This is a genomic window from Paenibacillus rhizosphaerae (assembly GCF_014192015.1).
GTDB lineage: Bacteria > Bacillota > Bacilli > Paenibacillales > Paenibacillaceae > Paenibacillus_AQ > Paenibacillus_AQ rhizosphaerae.
In genome coordinates, this window is record NZ_JACHXJ010000001.1 from 830,171 (window position 1) to 856,125 (window position 25,955).

The window sequence follows — 25,955 nt, forward strand, 5'->3', positions numbered from 1 at the left end:
GAGATGCCGATTAGAATTTAAAAATCTGGATCGTCTTTTGCAGCTGGAACACGGCCTGTCTCATCGCCTCGGTCTCGTCGACGACCGCCTCGATCGACTTCATTTGCTCATTCATGGCGGCGGATACTTGCTCCGTACCGGCGGAGGACTGCTCGGTGATCGCTGATATGTTCTGGATGGCCGCAGATATTTTACGGGCACTGTCCAGCATCAGGTCACTTTCATTCGAGAAAGAGGTGATTTGCTCGGTTATGTATTGTACGCTTTCGACGATGTGGGCAAAGATTTGCTCGGCTTCGCGGATCCTTTCATTTTGCTGCTGCACCACATCCTCGTTGATCTTGATGTTGTCTATCGCCTGGTGAATGCTCTGCTCAATGCTTTTAACGAGGCTGAATACTTCCTGCGTAGACGCCGTTGATTCCTCCGCAAGCTTGCGGACTTCCTGGGCCACCACGGCAAAGCCGAGCCCATGCTCGCCTGCCCGCGCCGCCTCGATCGAAGCATTCAAGGACAATAGGTTGGTCTGTTCGGCAAGTTCGGAAATCGTCTTGGTGATCTTCGTGATGCCCTGGGCATTTTTGGACAGCGTGTCAATGGTTTTGGCCACGTTCTCGGTTGCCTCTACGTTCTGGCGCATCCCTTCCGCCTGCTTCTCCACGGACTGGCGGCCTTTCTCTACCAGGTTGAAGGTGATTTCGGACTGCTGCTTCATTTCCTTGGTAGAGGCCGCATAGTTGCCGACTTTGAGCTCGATGGCCTGGATGGATTCGGTCATGCCGGCGACGTCCGAGGAAATTTCGTTTGCGCCGACTGCGAGCTCGTTGGCGGAGGTGGCGACCGTCGCCATGACGGTTTTAAGCTCCTGATTTTTGTCCGCGATGCCGCGGCTCGAATCCATCACCTGGCGGGTGATGCTTGACGCGTCGTTCAAAATTTTCTTCAGCTTGTCCACCATGCTGTTAAACGAACGGCTGACATCGCCCATGGAGCCCGATTCATCGACACGGTTCGTAAAATCGCCTTTGGCAATGCTGGCGGTGGCGTTAGCAATGCTGTCGAATGAAGATGTAAGCGTTTTCTCAATGTAGCGGGCTAAAGGGTAAGTCAGTGCGGCAAAGATGACGACGAACGCCGCGCCGATCAGGATTTCCCCGATCAGAATGAAAATAATCAGGGCAGGGAGAGCGAACAATGCGGCCACCAAGTAACATCCGGCCATGACCCGCTGGGACAGAGGAAGATTCTTCAGCCAAGACATAGGAAAATAGACCTCCTTTAGTTGAGCAAATTTTACCATATTATAACATCGATATGAGCAAAAGGTCTATATATGAATATTTTTGTCGATTCATCACATGAAAATGGTTCCTTGAAGCCATAATAAACCAAAAAATGATTTATCAGGAGGTTGTTATCCGATGCGTTTGGCAGTGATGATTTGCATCGTGGCTCTAATCATGGGAGCCCAGGCAGGAGATGTATCCGCAAGGCCGGCTGATTGCAAAATCGAGGAGAGCTTATTTAAATCAAATGTGCAGCAGGAAGGCAACGTATGTAAGGTTCACGTAAAACGCAGCGATCTGAACGTATCCCTTATGGGCCGTCACCTGTCGCCGGAGCTGATGGATCTTGCCCTGGGTGCCAATTTCGAGCACACGGATTCCAATGGGGCAAACGGAGCGGTGACCGGTGAATTCGCGCTGCTGGAGGACGAAGTCAATCCGGTCATTGATGCGCTCCGCAAAGGCAAGATCAATATTTCGGCCGTGCATAACCATTGGATGCAGCAGGAGCCGGAGGTGTTGTACCTTCATTTTCAAGCGGAAGGCGACCTCGCCTCCCTCAGTCATACGGTTTACCATGCCATGGAAGCGGCGAAACACCGCGGCACGGTCCATTGAAACGCTCTATTTACCGCTCAGGTCAGTGAAGGACGGAACAGCAGGGGCCAGGCGCGGCTTTAACAGCTCGGTGCCCGCCGCGGCAGCAATGGATGCCATGCAAAGAAGTAATCCGGCACCCGCCACCACGGGCAGCGCTGACCACTCGAAAATGGTGCGGCCCGCGGCGGTCTGGATAGCGACGGCGGCAACGGACACGATCCAAGCGGCGCTGCCTGTATGAAGAAGCATTTGCGCCCGGCGGACTTCAGCCCGTGAGCGTTCCAACAGCCAACCGAGCAGCGGGAGTACCTGCAGTGCATGAAAACCAAGGCCGTGCAGGACGATGACATTGCCGCCTGCTCCTGTAAAGCGCCCGTTCAGGGCGATCATCCATAAGCCGGCCGCAAAGCTAAGCGTCACCGACACAAATGAATAGCGGATGCCGAGAATCAGCAGCGGCCGTGCGGCCAAGAGGCTGCGGCGGAAAAAGGAAACGGCTACAATGGTCGTCACGATGATAAGGATGAAGGACGCAAGGCCAAACGTAGTTCCAGCGATCGTATCGATGATTGAACCGGATTCCGAGAACCGCGGGTTCACACCCCGAAAGTGCTGGATCGTCTCCACGGCGTATGCATAGACGACAATCGGAACAAACACACGGCGGATGGTCGTCCGCGTCCTTGCCTTAACGCCGGACAGCGGCAGCAGCATGGCAATCGACAGCATGAATACGCCGATCGCCGCATTAAACGAAAAGGCACTGGCGACATTGCCCTCCGGCGGTACAACCGGGCCGAATATGCCGATATAAGCAGCGATGCCCGCGGCAAGCACAAATCCCAGAACACCAAGCCAAGCGAGCAGCTTCTCCTCCGCAAATAGGCGCCTTGCGCCCCGTAAAGCCATACGAACATCGTTTTCCATCATTCCTCAATCCTCCGTTTTTTATTTATTGATAAATAAATTTATAGGCTACAAAAAAGGCAGCTGTAACTGCCTTTTTGTATTCTTTGTTTTGTTCCAGACCGGCTGCAATTGAACCATCGGCAGCTAGTGGTCTTCATACCCCGAATTTGGTCGTTAACAGTCCTTGAAGCAAAGCATTTGCGGTAAATCCAGCACTTCAGCCACCGTAATCAGATACCCCATGCCCATAAACTGGCTTGCCGCGGCTTCAGGCTCCGGCAAACCGGCGGCAGTAAATTTCTCAAGCACCGAACTGAATATATTGGAAAACAGCCCTCTCACATGCTCACGAATCACCGGTTCCGCGATCGTATGCGCCTGCATGACGAGCAGCGTCTCTGCCCGGTAGGTGCGCATCACGTCATCAAACACTTGCCCCATCGTTTCCATAAGCTGATCGGCGGGGGCTTCGACCTGTGAAAAAGCATCGGCAATCCGGCCGATGGCCCGATCGATGACGGCGATGAACAACTCTTCCTTGTTGCTGAAAAAATGAAACACATACGGCTGCGTAACACCTGCTTCCTTGGCTACCCGCGCCGTTGTTGCTTTGTAATACCCCAGTTCGGCAAATACGTCGACTGCTTTGGTTAAAATTTGTTCTTTGCGATCCTGCCGGATGACCATCTTGGCTGCTCCCTTATTTATTAATAAATAAATAATAGCCTCACCATCTCCTGCTGTCAACATTTTCTATGTTCGGCTTGTCCCAGCATTCGGAGTAGGGACGGGGCTGATCCGGAAGACCGCGATTAGCGCTCCTTCTAGTCAGCCCCGTAGCGGGAGCTATGCATTATTTATTGCAGAACGTTACTCCTATTCTACTGGCCCGCACCGAATGCAGGAAGTCCTGCGGGATCATCACTAATGCCAAAGTCAGGATCATCGGGATTGCGATGATGTACATTTCTTTTTCGGCGATGCTTTGTTATTATATGCGCTGAAAAATGATAACTCTATACTAAAAAGCGAATGATGGTGAAAGTGAAAAACCGCCTTCTAGTGAAGGCGGTTACCTGTTTTACCCATCAATCATCATGTGCATATCTAGACTTGGTTCTGATTCAGGGTATTCCAAGCGTGGCACTGCAGCTTTAATAGCGAAGATAGATCCTGCTGCCGATCCGGGAAGCGGTGATACCGTTCTCCCTGTAGGGCTGCTGCTGCCAATTGGTGGGAGCCGGAGGCCCGCCTGCGGCGAAACCGGACAAATACAGAAAATCCGGATGGATGATCTGGTCGGTCAAATAGGCGGAACGGCTGCTGCCGGGGATCCGGTACCGGTTGAGGGTACCGATGATTTCGGCAGAAGTGACAATGCCAACTCCATGACCGTAGTACAGGTCGTCGTCCATTTGGATCGTATTTTCACCCTGCCACTCGATCCGATGGGGATTGACATCCGGATTTTTAAAATACCGGACGTCGCCAGGGTAGGAATCCCGGGAACCCGTTTTTTCAATCAATCCCAGGTCGCTGTCGTAATGCCAGTCGTACAGGAGCAGATTCGCGAACAGACGGTTGAAGTCATCTTCCCGAATCGTATCAAGCACACCCTTGTACATCACGATCACGATCCCCGTCGCGCATTCAAAGCCATACGCCCAGCCGTTCACGAAGATGTCCTGGATTCCCTGTGCGGGCGTAACATGGGGTTTGAGCTCGAAGCCGCCGCGCCGGTTCAAGTACCAGTACGCTTCGTTGCAATGGGAATTCTTGAAGGTTTCAAACTGCACGCCGCTCCGGTTTAAGTCGGCTGCTGCTCGTACGATCGCTTCACGGAGCCTAAGCTCAAAGACCAAGTGGGCCGGCGATTCGTAATGATATACGGTCGTGCTCCTCATCTTCCTGTCGTAAATTTGCCTCCACCAATCCGGCCATCCTGACGGGTTCACCGTTTCCCCGCCGCTTCCAATCGTAATCACCCCGTTCATCCCTCCTTACCGTTTATTAAAGATCGAAAAAGCCCGCGGCATATATCAGCATATGAGCAGGCCGAGCCCGGAAATAACCCCGATTGTCAGATCCAAGCGATGAGGGCTGTCCTTTGTCAAAAATACGGTTTACGTTTGCTTCGGAAGGATGATCTAATATAATAGGTTGAGAAGGTAACTTTTAAGGATCAGACTGGAGCTTCCATCATGAAAAAATTCAAAAAGTTTTACGTCGAACTGACGAGCAAGTGCAATCTGGCCTGTACGTTTTGTCCGCCGACGCACCGGGCGACCAATTATATTACGACCGAACAATTTACGCATATTCTGGATGAGATCAAACCCCACACGGAATATATCTATTTTCATGTCAAAGGCGAGCCGCTGCTTCATCCGCATATCGACCAGCTGCTGGATATCGCCCATGAGAAGGGGTTTAAAGTGAATATCACGTCCAACGGTACGCTGCTGCATAAGGCGGGACGGAAGCTGCTGAACAAGCCGGCGCTGCGGCAGATGAATTTTTCCCTGCACAGCTTTGACGGGCATGTCGGTTCCCAGGACAAAAACGGTTATATCTCCAAAGTGCTGTCTTTTGTCAAAGAGGCGGTGTCCCAATCGGGCATGATCGTATCGCTGCGGCTGTGGAATCTCGACCCGGACAACGCAACGAACTTGGAGCGGAGCCGCAATCGGGAAATGCTGGAGTACATTGAGAACGAGTTTAATCTGGATTACAAAATCGAGGAAAAAATCGTTCCGGGCAAAGGCATCAAAATTGCGGATCGGATCTACATCAATATGGACCATGAATTTAAATGGCCGGACCTGAGCGAGGAAGAGGACCTTAGCCGGGGCTTCTGCCATGGACTCCGCAATCAGGCAGGCGTCCTGGTGGATGGAACGGTGATCCCCTGCTGCCTTGACGGGGAAGGCGTCATTAATCTCGGCAACATCCACAAGACCCCGTTTTCGGAAATTATCGAAAGCGAGCGGGCGAACCGGATCGTCGACGGTTTTTCCCGGCGTGAAGTCGTGGAGGAGCTGTGCAGAAAATGCGGCTACCGCCAGCGCTTTAACTATAAGGCGAACGGCATCGCTTCTGACGAACCGCAGCCCGCCCGCTCTGAACTACAGGAGGCGACTGGACTGTGAAACATTCATTCGTGTTAAGGGCCGGCTGGAACGGCGGGCGCAACAGCGATGGACAGATCGAAGCAGGCAATCTCCGTACGCAAATTTCCATCCCGAAAGAGATGGGAGGCCCGGGCGTCGGGACGAATCCCGACGAAATGCTGCTCGGCGCTGCCGCTACCTGCTACTTAATCACGCTGGCGGCCATGATGGAGCGTTCGCACCTTCCGGTTCACGAGCTTTCGCTGGAGTCCGAAGGCATCGTGGACGTGACAGACAACATTTTTACGTACGTCAGCATTACGCATAAGCCGCATATCGTGCTGGCCCGTGAAGCAACGGCCAAAGATGTGGAGACGGCGGACAGGCTGGCGCATAAAGCGGAAGACTCCTGTATGATTTCCCGGGCGGTATCCGGGAATGTGGCCCTCGCGACCGAGCCGCGTATCGAAACCGTTACGGAATAACGGCGTTAAAGCCTTGGTGAGAGGCGAGCGCCAAACCGCTGAATGTATGAAGAGACCGCTTGGGCGAACAGCCTGGCGGTCTTTCTGTTTGCTTGGGAAGCCTCTGGAAAGCGTACAGGGCACAGATGAAATGGAGGGACGTGAGTCGGCGTCCGGCTTTCGGGCATCCTGAGTAGGAGGACAGCCGAAGCGGTTCGGCGAGAGCCGGCATCAAGGATTGCCGGACAGGTTAAACCACGCCGAGCCGGAAAACGCCGTCCGGTGGATCTTTTATCGGGCAGCGGTTTGTGTGAAGATAGGTACGGGGGGAATAACGTCATGTTTACGGATTTTAAAATTACAGAAGGCCGGCCGCTGACGGTGCAGGTCAAAGAATACTTGAAGCAGTGGATCACCAAGGGCAAGGGAAGGGTGGACCAGAAGCTGCCGTCGACGCGGGAGCTCAGCACGATGCTGAATATCAGCCGCAATACGCTGGTGGCGGTGTACACCGAGCTTGAGGAGGAAGGGTATATCTATACCGTCCGCTCCAAAGGGACCTTCGTCTCCAAAGTGGGCATCGCCTCGGTGCCTTCCTGGCATGTGGATTGGCAGCAGCAGCTGAGCCCGTCGGCACAAACGGCCACGGACCTGGATTTAATGAAGCGCGACCTGCGCGGGGAGAAGGGGATGATTAACTTCGCGAGCATCGCCCCCGACGAGAAGCTCTTCGACCTGGCCAACGTGAAGCGCGCTTTTCTGGACCGGATGGCGATCGAAGGCGAAATTTTGCTCAATTATGGCTACGCCAAAGGATACAAACCGCTGATCGAGTATCTGACGGGGTATATGGAAACGAAAGGCGTCGACATGGACGGTAAAGATATTCTAATCACGAACGGGTTCACGGAAGCTTATGATATCATCCTGTCCTCGCTGAACGTGAAAGAAAAGCATATCCTGTGCGAAAATCCGACCCATCATACGGCTATCAAAATTTCCCGGCTCCAAGGATATGACATTACCGGGATCCGCATGGAACAGGACGGAATCGATATCGGGGAGATGGAGCGGGCACTGTCCGAAAACGCCTTCGGTCTGGCGTACCTCACCCCGTCATACCACAATCCGACCGGGATCGTAATGTCGGCTGAGAAACGGGTCGAAGTGCTGCGCCTGCTGGCAAAGCACCACGTTCCATTGATCGAGGACGGTTTCAATGAGGAACTGCGCTATTCGGGCTCGCATATGGCTCCGCTGGCGGCCTTCGGCGGGGATGGAAACAGCGTCATCTACCTCGGTAGCTTTTCCAAAATATTGTTCCCGGGTATCCGCATCGGCTGGATCGCGGCGGACAGGGACCTGATCGATGCACTCGTCAGCGTGAAGCGGGCGAGAAACATCCACACCTCCACACTGGATCAGGCGGTGCTGTATCAATATTTTCATAACGGCAATTTTGAGAAGTATTTGAAACGGGCGAAATCCGAATATAAGCATAAGCATGAGCTGGCGGTAGAATGCTGCCGCAAGTATATTCCGCACAAAAGGTTAACCGGAACCGGCGGGCTCCATCTGTTCCTGGAGCTGCAGGAGGGCATCCGCGCAAGGGATATCCTGCGGGATTGTTACGAACAAGGCGTGGTGTTTACCGCCGGAGATGTGTTTTATACGGACGGCCAGGGTGAGGGGACGCTGCGGATCGGTTTTTCACGGGTGAGCGATGAAGACCTTGTGCACGGCATCCAGGTGATCGGAAAGGCGGTCCAAAGTCGAATGGAGGAGAACGGATGTTAAGCGTAGGCGTAATTATGGGCGGAGATTCCTCCGAACGGGAAGTGTCGCTGATGACGGGCAGGGAGATCATCTCGCATTTGGACCCAGCCAAATACGAAGTCCGGGCGATCGAAATCGCGAGGAAACGGGATTTGCCGCAGCAACTGGCCGGCATCGACATGGCCGTTATCGCCCTTCACGGCAAATATGGGGAAGACGGAACGATTCAGGGTACGCTGGAGACGCTCGGTGTCCCGTTCACCGGCAGCGGTGTTCTGGCGAGCAGCCTGTGCATGGACAAAAATATGGCGAAGAAGCTGCTCCGTTACGAAGGTGTAGAGACGCCCGACTGGATGCTGCTGACGAGTCCGGATGAACTGGACGATGTGCTTGCCTCGAAACCGGTCTATCCGCTTGTCGTCAAGCCAAACACCGGCGGTTCCAGCGTCGGCGTCACGCTGGCGCGGGATGCGCAGGGCTTGAGGGAAGCGGTGGAGCGCGCTTTTCACTGGGACGATGAGGTTATCCTCGAGCAGTACATCGAGGGCGAGGAAATCACATGCAGCCTGCTGAACGGCGAATACCTTCCGGTCCTGTCGATCAAGCCGAACGGGGAGTTTTTCGATTACACTTCCAAATACGAAGAAGGGGAGAGCGAAGAAGCCGTCGCCAGCCTGGATCCGGATACCGCCGAACGCGTCCGCGTGGCCGCCGAGCTCAGCTGGAGGGTACTGAAATGCAGCGTGTACGCGAGGGTGGATGTCATGCTCCATCAGGGCATTCCCTACGTGATGGAGGTCAACACGCTGCCCGGTATGACCCGGACCAGTCTGCTGCCCAAGAGCGCGCAGGCCGCAGGCATTTCCTTCTCCGCCCTGCTGGACCGGATCATCGAGGGGTCTCTGGCTGAACGCCGGCGGGAATACGGACATGTGGTGTAATCGATGGGTAACAGCAAAGGAGCTGGCTTTTCGGGCGGATCGCCCTGAAAGCAGCTCCTTTTTTAAAGTTACCAGCAAAATATAAACTTCCGAAGCGAACTATCTGATCTCGGTAGATAAGCTTCCGGTAAACGCGGTATGTCTTCCTTGAACGCACGTCGATGGACATTTCGTTTTACTTACGGGATCGGAACTTTTTCAGCCGCCAGCGTGAGTGAACCAAGTTTACACTCGGAACCCTGCGGATTATTTAAAGATGCCGCTGATCTTTTCGACCTCGGTATCCGTTAATTGGACGTCCAGCGTCTTCAGATTTTCCTTCACCTGCTCCGGTTTTTTCGCTCCGGGAATCAGGGCGTCGATGGCCGGCTGCTTCAGGTACCAGGCCAGCACCAAATGGGCCACTTCGACGTTCTTCTGCGCGGCGATCGGCCGCAGCCGCTCGACCTTGTCCAGGTTCCGGGCGAAAGCTTCGCCTTGAAAGAGCGGATTGTTCGCGCGCAAGTCGCCGAACGTGGTGTCTTTCGTATATTTGCCGCCAAGCAGTCCGGAAGCCAGCGGGAAATATGGGACAAACGAGATGCCGTTGGCTTCGCAGTATGGAAGCAGTTCCTTTTCCGCGTCCCGGGCAAAGAGGTTGTATTCGGACTGGAGCACATCCACATAGCCGTTAACGTTCGCTTCTTTCAGCTGGTCAATGCTGAAATTCGATACGCCGATGGCCCGGATTTTGCCCTGTTCCTTCAGCTTCTGCAGCGCTCCGACGGCTTCGGCCTTTGGTGTCTGCTCATCGGGGAAATGGATGTAGAACAGGTCGATGTAATCCGTCTGCAGGCGTCTTAGACTGTCTTCGACCGACTGCTGCAAAAAGGCCGGCGAATTGTCCATCACGACTTTACCATCCACAAACTTGTGCGCGCCTTTGGTCGCGAGGACGGCATTCGTTCTGCCTTTCTCCTTCAGCACCTCGCCGATCAGCTCTTCGGAGCGGCCTGGACCGTAAATGAACGCAGTATCCAGGAAATTCACGCCGAGGTCGAGGGCGGTCCGAACCACGTCCCTGCCTGTTTCTTCATTTAAATTCGGATACAGATTATGCCCGCCGACGGCGTTCGCCCCGAGCCCAATCGGATTCACTTGCAGATCGCTTTTGCCTAAACGAATCGTAGCCATGGTGATCTCTCCTTCTCTAAATTCATGTATGTACATCTCTAATGATCATATCAAATGTAGAACTGTTTATTCAATATGTACAGTTAGGCGGGAGTACATGAGAGGGAGACGGAGCAAAGATAAAAATACTATGGACGGATAGTATTCATGGATACAGACCGTTGATGCAGAAGATTTTGCTAAACTGAACGGACGGCTCCACTGAAAATGAATCTAATAAAGCCGGGAACGGAAAATTCCGTTCCCGGCTGATGTGCGGCATTGCCTGCCGAATTCCAGTAAAGGGATAACAGTCACGTATGAGAGCAAACACGCTTAACAGGTCATTTCTTTGATCCGACCGCGTCAGTGATCAGCGATGTCAGCAGCTTGGCTCCATCCGCCTTGAGATGGACCCCGTCGGGTGTAAAGAAGGACTGTCCGCTGCTCGCTTTGTACCAATCAAGCAGCGTCGCATTGTCATGGGCGTCGGCCGCATTACGGAGCGCCGAGTTAACCGTGCTTTCCCAGTTTCTCGGCACCCGGGTGTTAACGAGCACAACCTGCCGGACGTCCTTCAGCGAGTCGAGAAGCCGGGAAAGCTGTTTGGAGCTGAAGGCGCCGTTGGTTCCGAGCTCGATCACCACGTAGTCGCCGAGCTTGCCTTCCGCCCGGAGACGCTCCACGATGTCCGGCGCTTCCGACATTTGCCGGCCGATCTCGGCATCGACGACGATGCCGGGAAGGTACTGCTGTAAATATGGTGCGGCGTCCAGCAGGATGGAGTCGCCGATGGCGCTTACCGCCAGGTTCCGCTTGACCGGAGTAGGGGTGTTCGTTCCCGCTGCGGGAGCACCGGAGCCTTGCCCGGACGCTTTGCCTTGACCCTCTCCCGGCTCGCCGGTCTTGACGGGAGGCTTGCCGGCCACGCCAACGGGATTAGTGGACGATTTCGCTTTGCCGCCGGCGGAAGGCGGGTCTTCCGCTTGAGCGGTGCCCGAAGCTGTGTTATCCGCCTCCTGCTGGCCCTGGGCTGCGGGAGGCGTCTGCGCGCCAGTCTGACCGCCCGCGGAGGATTCCGCCTGGCCAGCGTCATGACGATCGCCGCCCTTTGCGGTTTGCTGGCCGGAGTCAGCGGCATCCGGGCCACCTGTGCCGCCACCGGCAGCGGAAACCTCCTGTGACGCCGAGCCGGCGCCGTCAGCCCCGGATGCGGCCGGGCCGAGCGCCTGGACGGTGGAGGCCACCGCCGGTGTCCGGGCGATGCCCGTGCAGGAGATAATGACCAGCAGCAGCAGGGTCGCCCCGGTAATCCAGCCCTTCAGCGGAATCTGGTCCAGACCCAGTTTGCCGGAGCGCAGCTTCTTCCACCCTTTTCCCAATAACCCTTTGCGGATCGGCTCTTCGATCAAAGTATACGACAGCGCAGCCAGCGCAATGCTGGCAGCAACCTGAAATACGGCTTTCAGGACGCTCACGTCTTCGGCTCCGTTCGTTGTGGATAAAATAATTACTGGATAATGCCATATGTATATGCCGTAAGAGCGAACGCCGAGCCATCGCAGCGGCTTGCAGCCAATCCATCGGCCGACCCGGCTTGCCGGATGCGCAAGCACGGCCACGGCGGCGGCTGCGGCCAGCGACAGGAGGACTAAGCCGCCGGGGTACAGGAATGCGTCGTATTCGTTGGTGCTCCAGATCATGACCAAAATCGCTGCTATGCTGAGCATGCCGACCCCATCCAGCAAGCGCCTGGAGAACCGGTCGATCCGGGGAGACAGCTTGCGGCTGGGCCAAATGATGCTGAGCGCGGCACCGATCAGGAGCGAAAACGCCCGGGTATCCGTCCCGTAATAGACCCGGCTGGGATCCGTCCCCGGATCGTAGATGACCAGCATTGCCAGGGCGGACACCACCGCGGCCGAGAGTATGAACAGAAACATTTTTCCCCGCCGCGGGGCGAGCCTCAAACCGATCAGCATGAGCAGCGGCCACAGCACGTAAAACTGCTCCTCAACCGATAATGACCACAGATGTCCGAGCGGCGAGACCGGGCCGAATTTTTCAAAGTACGAAACCTGGTGGTAGATCAGATACCAATTGTTGACATAAAAGAGTGACGAGATGGCGTCGCCCTTTAAAACAGGCATCGTAGACGGCCGCGCCAATGTCACCCAGGCGGTCACCGCGGCGAGCATGACGATCATGGCGGGAAGCAGCCTTCGGCATCGTCTGACCCAAAACTGCTTCAGGTCGAGCGTTCCGCTCCTTCGCCACTCGGCGGTAAGAAGATCGGTGATCAAATATCCGGACAGGACGAAAAATATGCTGACGCCGAGCAGTCCCCCCGGCGCCCAGTTGACGTTCAGATGATACAAAATGACAGCGAAAACAGCCAGGGTCCGGAGTCCGTCCAGTCCCGGCATATATCTTTTTTCATTCGGCGAGAGATGAATCATAGCGGCTTACCCGGCTTTCCAGGAAGGCGGGCGGCGCTGTTGTCAATGGTTATGTATGAGCTTCTCGGGATGTATGTGCCCATTCTTTAGCTGCCTCCAGACATTGATGATCGGTAAAACATAAGTTTTCCATGTCATACTTTATCATAGGGCACCGGAGGGAAAGTTACAAAATGATTGCGTTCATTTCACATTTTATTCATTATGGATATAGATTGAACTAAAGTTTTGTACTGAACTTCCTGTTGTTAAAGCCCTCTAACATTCATATCTTTAGTTTATTCGATGTAGTTAGATCTGCAGAAAGTGGGGAATGAATGAAATGAATGTAATCATGAGAAGGATGAGTGAATTTTCGCCTGCCGAGCTTACGGATCTTTGGAACGAAGGGTTCAAGGGGTATTCGGTCCCCATTACGATGAGCATGGACATGCTCCTCAAGAGAAGCGCGGATCAAGGATTGTCGCTCGCCCATTCGATCGTCGGATGCGTGGACGGCGTTCCCGTCGGTTTTGTCATGAATGGTCTGCGGATGAATGAAGGCGTGAAAACAGCCTGGAACGGGGGAACGGGGATCATCCCGGACTATCGGGGCAAAGGCATCGGCAAACTGCTGATCAAGGCCAGCCTCGAGCTGTACAAAGCGGAAGGGGCGGAAGCTGCCCTGCTGGAAGCGCTGAGTGACAACAAGCCGGCGATTTCGCTGTACGAGCGGATGGGGTATGAGGTCATTGACGAGCTCTTTTTCTATGAATGCACCAGCCTGAATGATGAAGCGCTGGCCGGCGGTTCCGGGGAGTACGAATTCCGCCGTGGCATTCCGCAGGATATCCAGAGGCTGTATGTGCCGGTCAATAACCAGCCCTGGCAGACGCAATGGGAGAGCGTCGTGAACGGCGAATCGCTGATTGCCTTTGATCCGGAAGGTCGGCCTGCCGGTTACGCACTGTATAAAAGGGGCTTCGATAATCAAGGGGCGCATACGTCCACGTCGCTGTTTCAATGCAAGATTCTAGGCGAGCAAAGCGAAAACGCTTTGACGCTGATGAAGGGTCTCTTAAGCGAAGTGCTTGGGCCGTCCAGCCGTGGACTGACCCTGCGCACCGTCAATATTCCCGGGACCGAAACGATGCTGACGAGCGTGCTGAAGGAGGCCGGTTTTGGCATATCGGTCAGCCAGGTACATATGAAACGCAGCGTATAACGGGTTCAGGCGTTCGCAGACGGTTCATTAGGCGACCGGGCGGGCGATTCGGTTCCCTTGTCTACCCCGATAGGGGGCTGATGCTTGTGCAGTTTCGCGGTTATTGTTAAGATATGTTGCGGGCGGTTTCGATTCGAAAGTCAAAACCGGACGAGCGTTTGGCCTGAATCAGGATCAAATGGATCAACTTATGTTGAAATTGGAATCGGTTACATCCGGAACATCAGGCTTGGGACGAAAGGCTTTTACAGCACAGGTGATTACTTTTATACCTTGAATCAGGAGGATGCATCATGGCGAGTACAAGTATTATTCTAAGGGTTGAGCTGGATCACGGGAAAGTGACTTTTGGGGATGTCGCCGCTGCGATCAGCAAATCGGGAGGGGACATTACCTCCATCGACGTCATCCGCCCCGGGAAGGATTCCTCTGTGCGGGATATTACGGTTGAAGTGGCCGACACGCAGGAGGATCGCGTCGTTGAATCGCTGAAGCGGCATGAAGGCATCAGGCTGATCAACGTGTCCGACCGGACCTTTCTCGTTCACTTGGGTGGCAAAATCAAGGTTCAGCCGACACTGCCGATCAAAAACCGGGATGACTTATCGCGTGTGTATACGCCAGGCGTGGCCAAGGTGTGCACCGCGATCTACGAAGACCAGGATAAAGCTTATTCGCTCACGATTAAACGCAATACGGTAGCGGTCATTACCGACGGCACAGCCGTGCTTGGACTTGGGGATATCGGCCCGCATGCGGCCGCTCCCGTGATGGAAGGCAAGGCGATGCTGTTCAAGCAGCTTGCCGGCGTCGATGCGTTTCCGATCTGCCTGGACACGACGGATACGGAGGAAATTATCCGGACGATCAAAGCCATCAGCCCGATTTTCGGCGGCATCAACCTGGAGGACATCAGCTCTCCGCGCTGCTTCGAAATCGAGACTCGGCTGGCCCAGGAGCTGGATATGCCGATATTCCATGATGACCAGCACGGGACGGCCGTGGTCGTCATCGCCGGTCTCTTGAACGCCCTCAAGGTGGTCAACAAACGGATGGAAAATATCCGGGTTGTCGTGAACGGCATCGGTGCAGCGGGCGTATCCATTTGCAAAATGCTCCTTAGCGCCGGCGTAACCAAGCTGGTTCCGGTTGACCGCGAAGGCGCGATCGTCAGGGGAGGTACATACAGCCACCCGATGTGGCAGTGGCTGGCAGACCAGCCACAGGTAGAAGCGAACGAAGGCGCGCTTAAAGAGGTCATCAAAGGGGCCGACGTGTTCATCGGCGTATCGCGCGGCAATCTGCTGAACGGGGAGGATATCCGCGGCATGGGGCCGGATCCGATCGTCTTTGCCATGGCGAATCCAGAGCCGGAGGTGTCGCCGGAAGAGGCGATTCCGCATTCCCGGGTCTATGCGACCGGCCGCAGCGATTATCCGAACCAGATCAACAACGTACTCGTCTTCCCGGGCTTGTTCCGGGGTGCGCTTGACTGCCGGGCACGCTGCATCAACGAACCGATGAAGCTGGCTGCTGCACGGGCGATCGCATCGGTTGTCACCGGCGGGGAATTGAACGAGCTGTACATCATCCCGAGCATTTTTAACGAGCAGGTTGTGATCGAGATCCGCAAAGCGGTGATCCAGGCGGCGATCCTGACCGGGGTGGCGCGCAGAATTCCGAAGGACTTTAGATAAAACGGGAGTTTGCGATGATCCACTAATTTTGTGTTCCTGAATACGAAAAATAAAACAACCGTCCCTTGCAAAGCGGTGTCACCCGGACATCGCAGCAAGGGGCGGTTTTTATTTGCCGACAATAAAAGATAACGGACATAGCTAAAACGATCTGCATTATTCGGATGTTTTCGAAAGTTTATGGGATATTTTGTACTTAGGCCGGGAGCTATAATTACCGTGACGAGAAAATAAAGGGCTTACAAGGAGGCTTTCCCCATGAAGATTACAAGACATCCGGAAAATCCGATCGTCGTTCCGGGAATATATAATTGGAGAAAAGTAACCGTATTCAATCCGGCGGTGATCATGGATAACTGCAAATTTTACATGATTGAACGGACGGCGGAATCACTGACTCCGTGTAAAAACGTTTTTGGACTCCTCGAAAGCGAGGACGGCATCCACTTCACCCATGTCAAGGATGAACCGATTGTCACACCGGACATGCTCGGTTTTCCTTACGGGAGTGTTCAGGACCCGCGGATAGTCAAGATTGAGGGTACGTACTATTTAAATTACGCGCTTCGCCCTTGCGCGATGAGCTACTATCCAACCGGTTCGGGTGTACCTGAGCGTTCCATACCTTCTTATCCGGACGGGTGGGGCGAGGAGGAGGGGCACTGGCTCACCCGTTCCTCTATACTCAAGTCGGACAATCTCTTGGACTGGGAGTTTGTATCAGACACGACGCCGCTGGATATCAATGATCGCGACAATATTTTGTTCCCCGAAAAAATAAACGGGAAATACTACCTTCTTCGGCGTCCTGAAGAATATGTCGGAGAAGCTTACGGCACAGAGAAAGCCGCGATGTGGATCACAAGCTCGGAAGACCTCATTCACTGGGAGGAGCCGGTACTCCTCGCCAAAGCCGAAAATCCAGCGTGGGAGTCTAAAAAAATCGGCGGTTCCACCCCTCCGGTACGTACGGATCACGGCTGGCTGGTCCTTTACCACGGGGTGGATGAAGACACGGTGTACCGCGTTGGAGCGATGCTGCTGGATTTGGAACAACCGGAGAAGGTCATCGCCCGGACGACGAATTATATTATGGAGCCGGAAACTTATTACGAGAAATTTGGCTACCAAATTCCAAACGTCATTTTCCCGACCGGCAACGTGGTAAAAGACGGACTTCTCTATATTTATTATGGCGTGACGGATACGGCGATTGCGCTGGCTACCGTTCCGCTGGATGACCTGGTCCAGCATATTCTGAACGAATCTTTGGTGTAGGACAGCAGCTCCAATGCTTAGGAATACTACTTTTTATGAAAAGAAGGGGAAGGGTATGAAAAAATCACAGAATCGATTGAAATGGCTGATGACAGGATTGGTTGCCGTCATGATGATGATTACAGCTGCATGCGGCAATAATCAGGCGGACGGAGGGGCGGATGCCAAGACCGGAAAAGTGACGCTGACCATGATGCATCCTTGGACATCGCCAAACGTGGACAATGATGTCTATAAGAAGCGGATCGAAGAGTTCGAAAAACAGCATCCCGATATCATTATTAAGCAGGACGGCGTGCCTTCCGCCCAATACAAGACCAAGCTGCGTACCCTCGCTGCAGGCAACAATTTGGCCGACATTAACGTGCTGTGGCCAGGAGCGGATTTGGCCCCGCTTGTGGACGGTAAACTGCTGGCACCGATCAATGGCCTGATGGACCAATGGAATAGCATTCTACCGGAAAACGCACTGGCCGGCTTTAAAGTCGGCGACCAGCAGTACGCCATTCCTACCAAGCAGACTTTCGTGGATATTATCTACTATAACAAAGAGATGTTAGCCAAAGTAGGATACGACCAGTTCCCGGATACCTATGAGAAATTTATCGATGCGGTGAAAAAACTGAAGGCAGCGGGAATGACTCCGATTTCTTTGGGAAATAAAGAGCAGTGGCCGCTGCAATCCTCCTACCTGTCCATCATCGGTGACCGGTTTACGGGCAGCGACTTTTTGACGAAAGTGATGAACAAGGAAGCCAAATTTACGGATCCGGAATTCGTCAAGGCGATCTCTGTCATTGATGAGCTCAGCAAACTGAAAGCGTTTAATACCGACGCTAACAATATGGATACGGTGCAGGCACAGGATTACTTTATCCAGGGAAAAGCGGCGATGCATATTTCTTCTTCGACCGTTGACGGCCGCATTCGCATCCAAAACGATGAAGGGGACAAGTTCGGAATCGCGTTGTTCCCGAAAGTGGATGGCGGAAAAGGTGATCCCGCCAAGAGCGCCGGAGTCGTTCAATACGGCATCGGGATCAAAAGCGGACTGGACGAGAAAAAGCAGCAGGCCGCCGAGGAGTTTCTGAAGTTTTTCGTAAACGAGGATTTGTATAAACAGCTTATTAGCAGCGGGGTTGTTGTTCCTGCACAGGTGGACATTCCCGCTGATGCAAGCAAGTATTTGAAAGAAATGATGGAACTCACCAGTAAGGGAACCGCACCGGTATTCGACAGCGTGATTCCGACGCAGGTGGTCGATGTCATGCAAAACGGCCTTCAGGCGCTGACCGTTGGCCATGGGACGCCGGAGCAGGTAGCTAAGGATGTTCAAGAAGCTTTCGATAACATGAAATAGGATAGCACTGCGAGCCTGTTCGTGTCTGAAATGAATAACATGAAGGAAACCTGGGCTTCCGGGTTTTCTTCCTTTCATCAGGTCGCATGGGTGGGGTGAAGAAAAGGAGGAACCGCATATGCACACCTTAAAAGGGACGAAGCTAGCCATCTTTGTTGGCTTGTTTCCTGCGCTTCTCATCTACCTGGGAATCGCCATCGTTCCGATCGGGTTGTCGCTGTACTACTCGCTTATGGATTGGAACGGCATCGGCTCCAAGAGCTTTGTCGGCTTGGATAACTACTTGGATATATTGAAGGACGACATTTTTTGGCTGTCGGTCAAAAATAACCTCATTATCATGATAACGGGGCTGGCAGGCCAGATCCCGCTGGGACTCTTGCTCGCCCTTCTGCTCAACCGCAAGATGAGAGGTTCCGGATTGTTTCGGACGATAGGTTTCATGCCCGTCGTCATTTCTTCGGTCATGGTGTCCATGATCTGGGGCATGGTGTACAACACGGAATATGGAATGCTGAACAATGTACTCGGCGTATTCGGCGCAGAGAGCTGGAAGCAGAATTGGCTGGGCGATTCCAAATGGTCGATGCTGTCCATCAGCATCGCCTACATTTGGCAAAACTGTGGACTATATATGGTCATCTTTCTGGCGGCATTGCAAAATATTCCCGACGAAGTCAATGAGGCGGCCGCACTGGACGGGGCGACCGGCCTTAAACGGACGCTGCGCATTACGATTCCCATGATCCGCGGGACGATTATGGTAGGCGTCGTGTACAGCATCAGCAACTCCTTCCGTGTATTTGATCTTATTCAGATCATGACCGGTGGAGGACCTGCCCATCAGACCGAGGTCATGACGATTTACATGTACAATAGCGCTTTTATGAATATGCGCTACGGTTACGGGAGTGCGGTTTCGATACTGATTCTTTTGTTCAGTTTGATCGTCATTAGTCTGTTGAACCGCCTCGGGAGAGAAAAAAACGATTAATGAAAGGAGGGTAACCCTTGGTCAGAAAGTCCAAACTGTTCCACATATTTGCATACACTTTTTTGGGCCTGTTCGCTATTATAAATATAGTTCCGTTATTCTGGATGGTCGTCAATTCGTTTAAGGAAGAGCAGGAATATTCCAGAAGCCCGTTTTCGTTCCCATCGCATTTGCAGTTTTCGAACTATGCCGGTGCTTGGGAAGTCGCCAATATGAACACGTATTTTTTGAACAGCATCATTATTACCTTCGTATCATTAGCAGTTACTGTGCTGCTCGGTTCGCTCGCCGCCTATTTTTTGTCGCGGTTTACGTTTAAGCTGCGGGGGACCGTGTACGCTTTGTTCCTGTTAGGTATGCTCGTACCCATTCATGCGACGCTCATTCCGATCTTTCTGATCATGCAAAAGGTCCATTTGCTGGATACGAGGCTAGCGCTGATTCTGCCTTATACGGCGTTCCATCTTTCCTTGACCGTGTTTATCCTGGAAGGATTCATGCGGGGATTTCCGAAGGATCTGGAAGAATCGGGAGTCATGGACGGTGCAGGGATATATCGCATTTTCTGGTCTATCCTCCTGCCGATGACGAGACCAGCCCTGGCAACGGTCATTATTTTAAATTTCATTTATAACTGGAATGAATATTTGTTTGCCCTTGTACTCATTACTTCGGGTTCCCTAAAGACGCTGCCTCTGGGTCTTTCCAACTTTGCCGGCATCGAAACGGCCAGTATGACACTGCAGATGGCCGCGCTCACGATCGCCCTGATCCCGATTATCATATTCTATCTGCTGCTGCAGAAGCAGCTGGTAAACGGTATGACGGCAGGAGCGGTTAAAGGGTGAAGCGCAGGGCAGCCTGAAGGAGAAGATCGCATGAAGACAAGCTTCAAAAGGCATCTAGGCAATTTCAGCTTGAAAAAGAAGGCGCTTGTCATATTTATGCTGTTTGTCATGTTTCCGACCCTCGGGGTTGGCGTCGTCGTTCAGCATAAATTTAATCAGATCCTGGAAGAACGCTTTATCAATTCGACCAAACGTAATTTGGACAATGTAACGAATCAGCTTGAAGAACAGACCGCGATGGTGAAGGACATTGCCAATTATTTGATCCTCAGCCCGGATATGCGGACTTTTCTAAGAAGCGCCCCTCCGCTCACGAGCGATCAAAAGACGGATCTCAAGCGGAAGATCGAAGACTTTCTGACCTTCCAGCTGATGTCGAAGAGTTACATCCGTTCGATTGAAATTTCCGGATTGAACGGAAGCTTCATCGGGATGGGAGAACCGTTCTACGGAGACGAGTCGCAGTGGATGGAACAGGCCAGGCAGCGGAAGGGAGGGATCGTCTGGACGGAAGGCTACGAACTGGACAGCGGATGGAACGGACGTGTCCGCGTACTGTCCTTGTTTCGTTTGCTTAACTCGTACAGCGAAATTACGAAACCATTAGGCAGCTTGATCATTCGCCTGGATGAGGCGAGCATCGTGGATCTCCTCGAAAAGGGGATTTTCGAGGAGGGCAGCGGGAGCGTGTTCATCGTCGGGGATCAGGGGCGGATGATTATGGAATCGAAGCATCATTTGCCGGAGGCCTATGTGCCGGACAACGGGCTGATGAATAGGCTTGAGAACAGCAAAGATGGCTTTATTACGGCGGAAATCGCGGACAAGCGGTATCTGACGCTCTATAGCCGGATCGAAAATACGGACTGGACGATCGTCTCGATGATTCCGGAAGTGAAGGTCAATCAGGAATTCCGGAGCGTCAAGATATTAATGCTCTTCATTATCGCCGTGATACAGCTTCTCGGGCTTACGGCGCTCATCGGGTTTCATTATACAATTATCCGCCCGATTCTCCGGCTGAAAAAGGAGACGAACCGCGTGACTTACGGCGATTATAACGCTCGGGTTCCGGTCAATTCCCGCGACGAAATTTCCGAGCTCAACCGTAAATTCAATGAAATGGTGGTTACGATCAAGGAATTAATTGAGCATAAATATAAGCTCGAGCTCCGCCAGCGGGAGTCGGAACTGAAGCTCATGCAGAACCAAATGGATCCCCATTTTTTGTACAATACGCTCGATATGATCCGCTGGACGGCTAGAATGGAAAAAGCGTCGAAATCGAGTCGGCTGATTGAGATGCTCTCGAAGTTTTTCCGCAGCAGCATCGATAACGGGAGCTACGAGACGCCTTTATACAAGGAGATGGAGTTTGTACGGTCATATTTGTTTCTGCAGCAGAATCGCCTTGGTGACAAGCTACAGTATGGGCTCTTCATGGAAGCTGGAATCGAGCAGGCGGAGATTTTGAAAGCGACCATTCAGCCTTTGGTGGAAAACTTTATCAAGCACGGATTGGACAAAAATAAGCCACGTCATATCGTTCATGTGAGATGCTACAAGAACACCGGCGAAATTTGGATCGATGTCGTTGACAATGGGTCGGGAATGGAACCGGGGCGTAAAGAAGAGGTTCAGGCAACGCTGGAACATGCGGGTACGAACGGCAACAGGGAGGGCGCCATGATGAACATACACGATAGACTTTCGATCTATTTCGGTGAAGGGTTCGGGCTGCAGCTCGTTCAGACTTCTAGTGACGGAACTTGGGTGCGGCTGCGGATTCCCGATGCTGACACACAGTTTAGCATAGCGGTGGATGAAAATGACGGTTAACTCGGAACAAAGCAGAAAAATCAAGATGCTCATCGTCGATGATGAAGCCGTGATCCGCGAAGGACTTCGTCATACGATCGATTGGGTTGATTTTGACGTCGAAGTTGTCGGTGAAGCGGAAGATGGCAGAGAAGCGCTGCAGCGAATTGCCGAATGCGGCGGTGTCGATCTCGTCCTCTCGGATATTCGTATGGACGGCATGGATGGGCTGCAGCTTGCGGAGAGGTTGAAGGTCCAATTCCCGGAGGTGTGGATGATCCTGGTCAGCGGCTATGAAGATTTTGATTATGCGCGCCAGGCGATGCGGCTTGGGGTGACGGATTATTTACTGAAGCCGGTAGATATCGATGAGCTGACAGCCGTCGTGAAGGGTGTTGTCAGCCGGATTGACCGGCAGGAGGATATCGGAATGCAGGAGGCGAGACTTTGGTTCGCAGGTCTTGTCAGACACGGTTTCGCTTCCGGCAAAGTGCCCGTCAGCCTGCAAGGGAAGGAATATCTGATTGTGGCTTCGCAGATCGCCGATTATCATGACCGGTTTGGCGGAACGTCACCGGATGAATTGGAAGCGCTCCAAAATCGGTGGAGTAAGGCGATTCACCGACCGTTTGACGACGATCATTGCCTGGAGTCGGTATCCGTCATGAAGAACGAAAATCTGATGATTTCGCTGATCGTGGTGAAAACCCCTCAAGAGCGTCAGATTTGGGACCACCTGCTAAGCGGAATGATTGCACGTCTCGAGGAAGTGGGTACCGTTTACTTCGGCGTCTCAACACCTTTCAATACGCTTGAGCGTGCTGCATCCGCATGCACGGAAGCGGTCAGCCTGCTGCCGTATTATGTTCTGGAAGGACATCCGTTGCTGCTTCCTGAATATCGGGAATCCCTGGAGATGCAGAGGGGAATTCCAAACTATGACACCGCGACGGCTGTACGGGAGCTGGTCAGCAGGCTTTTTAAACAAGATCCTAGTGAACTGGGAACATTTATTGCCGACATGTTTACCGTATTTCGGGAAACCGGACTTTTACTGGAGGATATCCTTCATATTTATGAAGAATTGTGGGCACTGCTGCGCCAGCAGCTGCGGCGGAGCGGAATGCCGGATATGGATGCCGGGACCAAGGCGGCTGCCGACTTGAACATTTACAATTCTTATGATTCCCTTCAAAAGCTAGTGCTGGACGAGATGCTGGAACTGCAGCGTCAAGTCAACGTAAGCGGGCTTGATAAGTCTTACTGGATTATAGAGAAAGCAAAGAAATATATGGATGATCAATTCAGAATGGATTTAAAGGCTTCTGAGGTTGCCTCCTGGCTGAAAATCACGCCTAGCCATTTCAGTTATATTTTTAAACAGAGTACTGGAAAGGGATTCACCGAGTATATGAACGAGAAACGGATTAACCACGCTAAAAAGCTCCTCGCGACCACCCATGATAAAGTATTCGAGATTGCGGACCAGGCGGGGTACAATGAGTATAAATATTTCGTATCCGTGTTCAAGACGTATACGGGAATGACTCCCAAGGAATACCGCGGATTGATGGCCGGTAAAAAGGCCGAGGGAGAGTAGCGAAGGAGATATCGGGAAGGGGACGTAAGGATGGAGAAGTATAAGCAGCCGGGTTATTCGATCGAGGAAAGGGTTCAGGATTTGATCGAGAGGATGTCACTGCAGGAAAAGGTCGGGCAGCTGAACCAGCGGATGTATGGATGGGACGCCTATGTCCGGACGGGCGAAGAGATTACGCTGACTGATGCCTTTAAAGAGGAGGTCGCCCGCGGCGGGGGAATGGGTGCGCTGTACGGATTGTTTCGCAGCGATCCTTGGTCCGGCGTACATTACGAAAACGGGATCCCGACAGAAAAAAGCGCGGAAGCCGCCAATAAGGTTCAGCGTTATGTCGTCGAAAATACACGCCTCGGGATACCGGTACTGCTGACAGAGGAGTGTCCTCATGGGCATCAGGCGTTGGACGGAACGCTGTTTCCAGTCAACCTGGGCGTAGGCGCCACCTGGAATCCGGATCTGATGCAGCGCGCCAGTACATACATCGCGTCGGAGATTCGGAGCAGGGGAGCGCATATTGGACTCGTATCGGCTCTTGATATATTGCATGACCCGCGCTGGGGGCGTTCCGAAGAATGCTTCAGTGAGGATCCTTATCTGGCTGCGCGGTTTACGGAAGCGGCCGTACGGGGAATGCAGGGCACTACGCCAGAAATGCTGGCGGGTTCAGACAAAGTGGCTGTTGTGCTCAAGCATCTCTGTGCCCAAGGGGCTGCCCAAGGAGGACGGAACGCCAGCCCTGCGGCGATCGGCGAACGGGAGCTGAGAGAGATACACCTGCCTGGCGCCAAAGCGGGGGCAAAGGCTGGAGCAGCGGGCTTTATGGCTGCCTATAATGAAATCGACGGGATTCCCTGTCATGCCAATCATGCCCTTTTAACAGGCATCCTTCGGGAGGAATGGGGATTCGAAGGGATCGTGATGGCCGACGGCGTCGCCGTGGACAGGCTTGTAGCGCTGACGGGGAGCCATGAATCCGCTGCCGCCCTCGCTTTGTCTGCAGGCGTTGATTTGAGCTTATGGGACACTGCGTTTTCCACTTTGGAAAAGGCGGTGGGCCAGGGGTTGATCTCCGAGCAAGCCATCGATCGTGCAGTCAGCCGGGTACTTTGTCTCAAGTTCCGGCTCGGCCTGTTTGACCGCCCATATACGGATGAGACCTTGGCCATATCGGCGGTAGGCACGCCGGTAGGCCGGGAAACCAATCTTCAGCTGGCACGCGAGTCTATCGTCCTGCTTAAAAATACGAATCAGCTGCTGCCGCTGAACTTTCCGAAAGGGGAGAAGCGGAAAATCGCAGTCATCGGTCCTAATGCTGACCGCTTGTACAACCAATTGGGTGATTATACGAGCGTGCAGCGGGAAGGGAAAGGGACGACCGTTCTACAAGGCATTCGAACATGCGCACCGGAAGGGACCAAAGTGGTCTTTGCGCTTGGCTGTGGAATCCGGGACGAATCGACAGCAGGCTTTTCGGAAGCTGTCGCCGCCGCCCAGGATGCGGATGTGGCGGTGTTGGTGCTCGGAGGAAGCAGCGCCCGTCAGTTTAACGGGGCTTTTGACAGCAATGGTGAAGCCATCGTTGGAGAAGGAAGTCCCTCTGAAATGGACTGCGGTGAAGGCGTAGATTTGGCCAGTCTTTCTCTTGGCGGTGTTCAGGAACAGTTGGTTGAGCAAATCGCTGCCACGGGCGTACCGATCATTGCCGTCATGATTCAAGGCCGCCCACATGCATTAACCAGCATTGAGGCGCACTGCGATGCGATGTTATGCGGGTGGTATCCTGGAACGGAGGGGGGACAGGCCATTGCGGAGATTCTGTTCGGGGAGGTGAATCCAAGCGGGAAACTGCCGGTTTCCATGCCCCGTTCCGCGGCGCAGCTGCCCGTATATTATAATCAGAAGGATCCGGGAAGACCGCGCCATTACGTGGATATGCCTTCTTCTCCCCTATATCCTTTCGGTTATGGGCTTAGCTACACGACATTTGAATACGGGAATGTTTCCCTTTCCACCGATCGGATCAAGGTGAGCGAGTTGGAAGCTGGAGAACAGGTAAGCGTAACAGTCGGGATTGTTAATGCCGGGCCGCGCAGCGGCGCCGAAACGGTCCAATTATATATTCGGGTCCGGGAATCTGGAATTAGCCGGAGGATCGCCGAGCTCAAGGGATTCCGGAAGATCGAATTGGCTTCAGGGGAACAGCAGAGCGTGGTCTTCAAGCTTGGTCACGAGGAGCTGGCTTTCTGGAAACAGGACATGCAATTTAAGGCACAGCCCTGCCGGGTGATGATCATGGTCGGGGGGGATTCCTTGGATACAGCCGAAACGGAATTATGGATCGTCCCTTAAAAAACCAATTTGGTGTTTTCAAAAATGCCTGACATAGATAACCCCCGCCTTCCAAGAGGCGGGGGTTTTATGTTGTATAAGTATAATTGGATACATATTTGTTCCGTGTG

The 25,955-nt window shown here is 53.3% G+C and carries 20 protein-coding genes; 14 read left to right on the plus strand and 6 right to left on the minus strand.

Annotation, left to right across the window (positions count from 1 at the left end; all coding sequences use genetic code 11):
* Positions 1-10: 10 nt before the first annotated feature.
* Entirely contained in the window at positions 11-1,261 is a 1,251-nt protein-coding gene (locus FHS19_RS03710) for a methyl-accepting chemotaxis protein (RefSeq protein ID WP_183578741.1), read from the minus strand.
* A 160-nt stretch (positions 1,262-1,421) separates the two neighbouring features.
* Between FHS19_RS03710 and FHS19_RS03715 the strand changes: the two genes are divergently transcribed.
* Positions 1,422-1,904, plus strand: a complete 483-nt coding sequence (locus FHS19_RS03715; RefSeq protein WP_183578745.1) for a DUF1259 domain-containing protein — start codon at positions 1,422-1,424, stop codon at positions 1,902-1,904.
* A 6-nt stretch (positions 1,905-1,910) separates the two neighbouring features.
* Here the strand turns inward: FHS19_RS03715 and FHS19_RS03720 are convergent, their stop codons facing one another.
* The 3 genes from FHS19_RS03720 to FHS19_RS03730 all read right to left on the minus strand — a co-directional run bounded on the left by FHS19_RS03720 (position 1,911) and on the right by FHS19_RS03730 (position 4,780).
* Positions 1,911-2,816 (minus strand): hypothetical protein, encoded by a 906-nt coding sequence (locus FHS19_RS03720; RefSeq protein ID WP_246426409.1) that lies wholly within the window; start codon positions 2,814-2,816, stop codon positions 1,911-1,913.
* A gap of 153 nt (positions 2,817-2,969) precedes the next feature.
* A complete protein-coding gene (locus FHS19_RS03725) occupies positions 2,970-3,482 on the minus strand; it encodes a TetR/AcrR family transcriptional regulator (RefSeq protein ID WP_183578748.1) in 513 nt (170 codons plus the stop codon).
* A gap of 467 nt (positions 3,483-3,949) precedes the next feature.
* The gene (locus tag FHS19_RS03730; protein WP_312887143.1) at positions 3,950-4,780 is read right to left on the minus strand and encodes a protein-glutamine gamma-glutamyltransferase; all 831 of its coding nucleotides are present in this window, start codon (positions 4,778-4,780) and stop codon (positions 3,950-3,952) included.
* A 216-nt stretch (positions 4,781-4,996) separates the two neighbouring features.
* On the opposite strand from FHS19_RS03730, the gene FHS19_RS03735 reads away from it, so the two are divergent.
* The 4 genes from FHS19_RS03735 to FHS19_RS03750 all read left to right on the plus strand — a co-directional run bounded on the left by FHS19_RS03735 (position 4,997) and on the right by FHS19_RS03750 (position 9,086).
* Positions 4,997-5,944, plus strand: a complete 948-nt coding sequence (locus FHS19_RS03735; protein ID WP_183578755.1) for a radical SAM/SPASM domain-containing protein — start codon at positions 4,997-4,999, stop codon at positions 5,942-5,944.
* Entirely contained in the window at positions 5,941-6,390 is a 450-nt protein-coding gene (locus tag FHS19_RS03740) for an OsmC family protein (protein WP_183578758.1), read from the plus strand. Before FHS19_RS03735 ends, FHS19_RS03740 begins: the two co-directional genes overlap by 4 nt.
* 318 nt (positions 6,391-6,708) lie before the next feature.
* Positions 6,709-8,166, plus strand: coding sequence for a MocR-like pyridoxine biosynthesis transcription factor PdxR (pdxR, locus tag FHS19_RS03745; protein ID WP_183578762.1), 1,458 nt, complete (start codon positions 6,709-6,711; stop codon positions 8,164-8,166).
* A complete protein-coding gene (locus FHS19_RS03750) occupies positions 8,160-9,086 on the plus strand; it encodes a D-alanine--D-alanine ligase (protein WP_183578765.1) in 927 nt (308 codons plus the stop codon). The genes pdxR and FHS19_RS03750 overlap by 7 nt, the downstream gene beginning before the upstream one ends.
* A 246-nt stretch (positions 9,087-9,332) precedes the next feature.
* Here the strand turns inward: FHS19_RS03750 and FHS19_RS03755 are convergent, their stop codons facing one another.
* A complete protein-coding gene (locus tag FHS19_RS03755; RefSeq protein ID WP_183578769.1) occupies positions 9,333-10,259 on the minus strand; it encodes an aldo/keto reductase in 927 nt (308 codons plus the stop codon).
* A 323-nt stretch (positions 10,260-10,582) separates the two neighbouring features.
* Positions 10,583-12,697, minus strand: a complete 2,115-nt coding sequence (locus FHS19_RS03760; protein WP_183578773.1) for an acyltransferase family protein — start codon at positions 12,695-12,697, stop codon at positions 10,583-10,585.
* A 322-nt stretch (positions 12,698-13,019) separates the two neighbouring features.
* Between FHS19_RS03760 and FHS19_RS03765 the strand changes: the two genes are divergently transcribed.
* From FHS19_RS03765 to FHS19_RS03805, 9 genes are all read left to right on the plus strand, one after another.
* Entirely contained in the window at positions 13,020-13,901 is an 882-nt protein-coding gene (locus FHS19_RS03765) for a GNAT family N-acetyltransferase (protein ID WP_183578776.1), read from the plus strand.
* 293 nt (positions 13,902-14,194) lie between these two features.
* Complete coding sequence (locus tag FHS19_RS03770) at positions 14,195-15,598, plus strand: NAD-dependent malic enzyme (protein ID WP_183578779.1); 1,404 nt, start codon at positions 14,195-14,197, stop codon at positions 15,596-15,598.
* A 258-nt stretch (positions 15,599-15,856) separates the two neighbouring features.
* Positions 15,857-16,876, plus strand: a complete 1,020-nt coding sequence (locus FHS19_RS03775; RefSeq protein WP_183578782.1) for a glycoside hydrolase family 130 protein — start codon at positions 15,857-15,859, stop codon at positions 16,874-16,876.
* Between the two features lie 55 nt (positions 16,877-16,931).
* Positions 16,932-18,236 carry an ABC transporter substrate-binding protein gene (locus FHS19_RS03780; protein WP_183578785.1) on the plus strand — a complete coding sequence of 435 codons (1,305 nt, stop codon included), beginning with the start codon at positions 16,932-16,934 and terminating at the stop codon, positions 18,234-18,236.
* Between the two features lie 118 nt (positions 18,237-18,354).
* On the plus strand, positions 18,355-19,230 hold the full coding sequence (locus tag FHS19_RS03785) for a carbohydrate ABC transporter permease (RefSeq protein ID WP_183578788.1): 876 nt from the start codon (positions 18,355-18,357) through the stop codon (positions 19,228-19,230).
* Between the two features lie 17 nt (positions 19,231-19,247).
* Entirely contained in the window at positions 19,248-20,078 is an 831-nt protein-coding gene (locus tag FHS19_RS03790) for a carbohydrate ABC transporter permease (RefSeq protein WP_183578791.1), read from the plus strand.
* 30 nt (positions 20,079-20,108) lie between these two features.
* A complete protein-coding gene (locus tag FHS19_RS03795; protein ID WP_183578794.1) occupies positions 20,109-21,917 on the plus strand; it encodes a cache domain-containing sensor histidine kinase in 1,809 nt (602 codons plus the stop codon).
* Entirely contained in the window at positions 21,907-23,496 is a 1,590-nt protein-coding gene (locus tag FHS19_RS03800; RefSeq protein WP_183578797.1) for a response regulator transcription factor, read from the plus strand. The genes FHS19_RS03795 and FHS19_RS03800 overlap by 11 nt, the downstream gene beginning before the upstream one ends.
* A gap of 30 nt (positions 23,497-23,526) precedes the next feature.
* Positions 23,527-25,845, plus strand: a complete 2,319-nt coding sequence (locus tag FHS19_RS03805) for a glycoside hydrolase family 3 N-terminal domain-containing protein (RefSeq protein ID WP_183578800.1) — start codon at positions 23,527-23,529, stop codon at positions 25,843-25,845.
* Positions 25,846-25,955 lie beyond the last annotated feature (110 nt).

Coding starts and splice junctions, on each gene's coding strand:
- FHS19_RS03720 (WP_246426409.1), bottom strand. CDS start 2,816: ATGATGGAAAACGATGTTCGTATGGCTTTACGGGGCGCAAGGCGCCTA.
- FHS19_RS03785 (WP_183578788.1), top strand. CDS start 18,355: ATGCACACCTTAAAAGGGACGAAGCTAGCCATCTTTGTTGGCTTGTTT.
- FHS19_RS03800 (WP_183578797.1), top strand. CDS start 21,907: ATGACGGTTAACTCGGAACAAAGCAGAAAAATCAAGATGCTCATCGTC.
- FHS19_RS03715 (WP_183578745.1), top strand. CDS start 1,422: ATGCGTTTGGCAGTGATGATTTGCATCGTGGCTCTAATCATGGGAGCC.
- FHS19_RS03710 (WP_183578741.1), bottom strand. CDS start 1,261: ATGTCTTGGCTGAAGAATCTTCCTCTGTCCCAGCGGGTCATGGCCGGA.
- FHS19_RS03755 (WP_183578769.1), bottom strand. CDS start 10,259: ATGGCTACGATTCGTTTAGGCAAAAGCGATCTGCAAGTGAATCCGATT.
- FHS19_RS03795 (WP_183578794.1), top strand. CDS start 20,109: ATGAAGACAAGCTTCAAAAGGCATCTAGGCAATTTCAGCTTGAAAAAG.
- FHS19_RS03750 (WP_183578765.1), top strand. CDS start 8,160: ATGTTAAGCGTAGGCGTAATTATGGGCGGAGATTCCTCCGAACGGGAA.
- FHS19_RS03805 (WP_183578800.1), top strand. CDS start 23,527: ATGGAGAAGTATAAGCAGCCGGGTTATTCGATCGAGGAAAGGGTTCAG.
- FHS19_RS03735 (WP_183578755.1), top strand. CDS start 4,997: ATGAAAAAATTCAAAAAGTTTTACGTCGAACTGACGAGCAAGTGCAAT.
- FHS19_RS03775 (WP_183578782.1), top strand. CDS start 15,857: ATGAAGATTACAAGACATCCGGAAAATCCGATCGTCGTTCCGGGAATA.
- FHS19_RS03780 (WP_183578785.1), top strand. CDS start 16,932: ATGAAAAAATCACAGAATCGATTGAAATGGCTGATGACAGGATTGGTT.
- pdxR (WP_183578762.1), top strand. CDS start 6,709: ATGTTTACGGATTTTAAAATTACAGAAGGCCGGCCGCTGACGGTGCAG.
- FHS19_RS03760 (WP_183578773.1), bottom strand. CDS start 12,697: ATGATTCATCTCTCGCCGAATGAAAAAAGATATATGCCGGGACTGGAC.
- FHS19_RS03765 (WP_183578776.1), top strand. CDS start 13,020: ATGAATGTAATCATGAGAAGGATGAGTGAATTTTCGCCTGCCGAGCTT.
- FHS19_RS03725 (WP_183578748.1), bottom strand. CDS start 3,482: ATGGTCATCCGGCAGGATCGCAAAGAACAAATTTTAACCAAAGCAGTC.
- FHS19_RS03770 (WP_183578779.1), top strand. CDS start 14,195: ATGGCGAGTACAAGTATTATTCTAAGGGTTGAGCTGGATCACGGGAAA.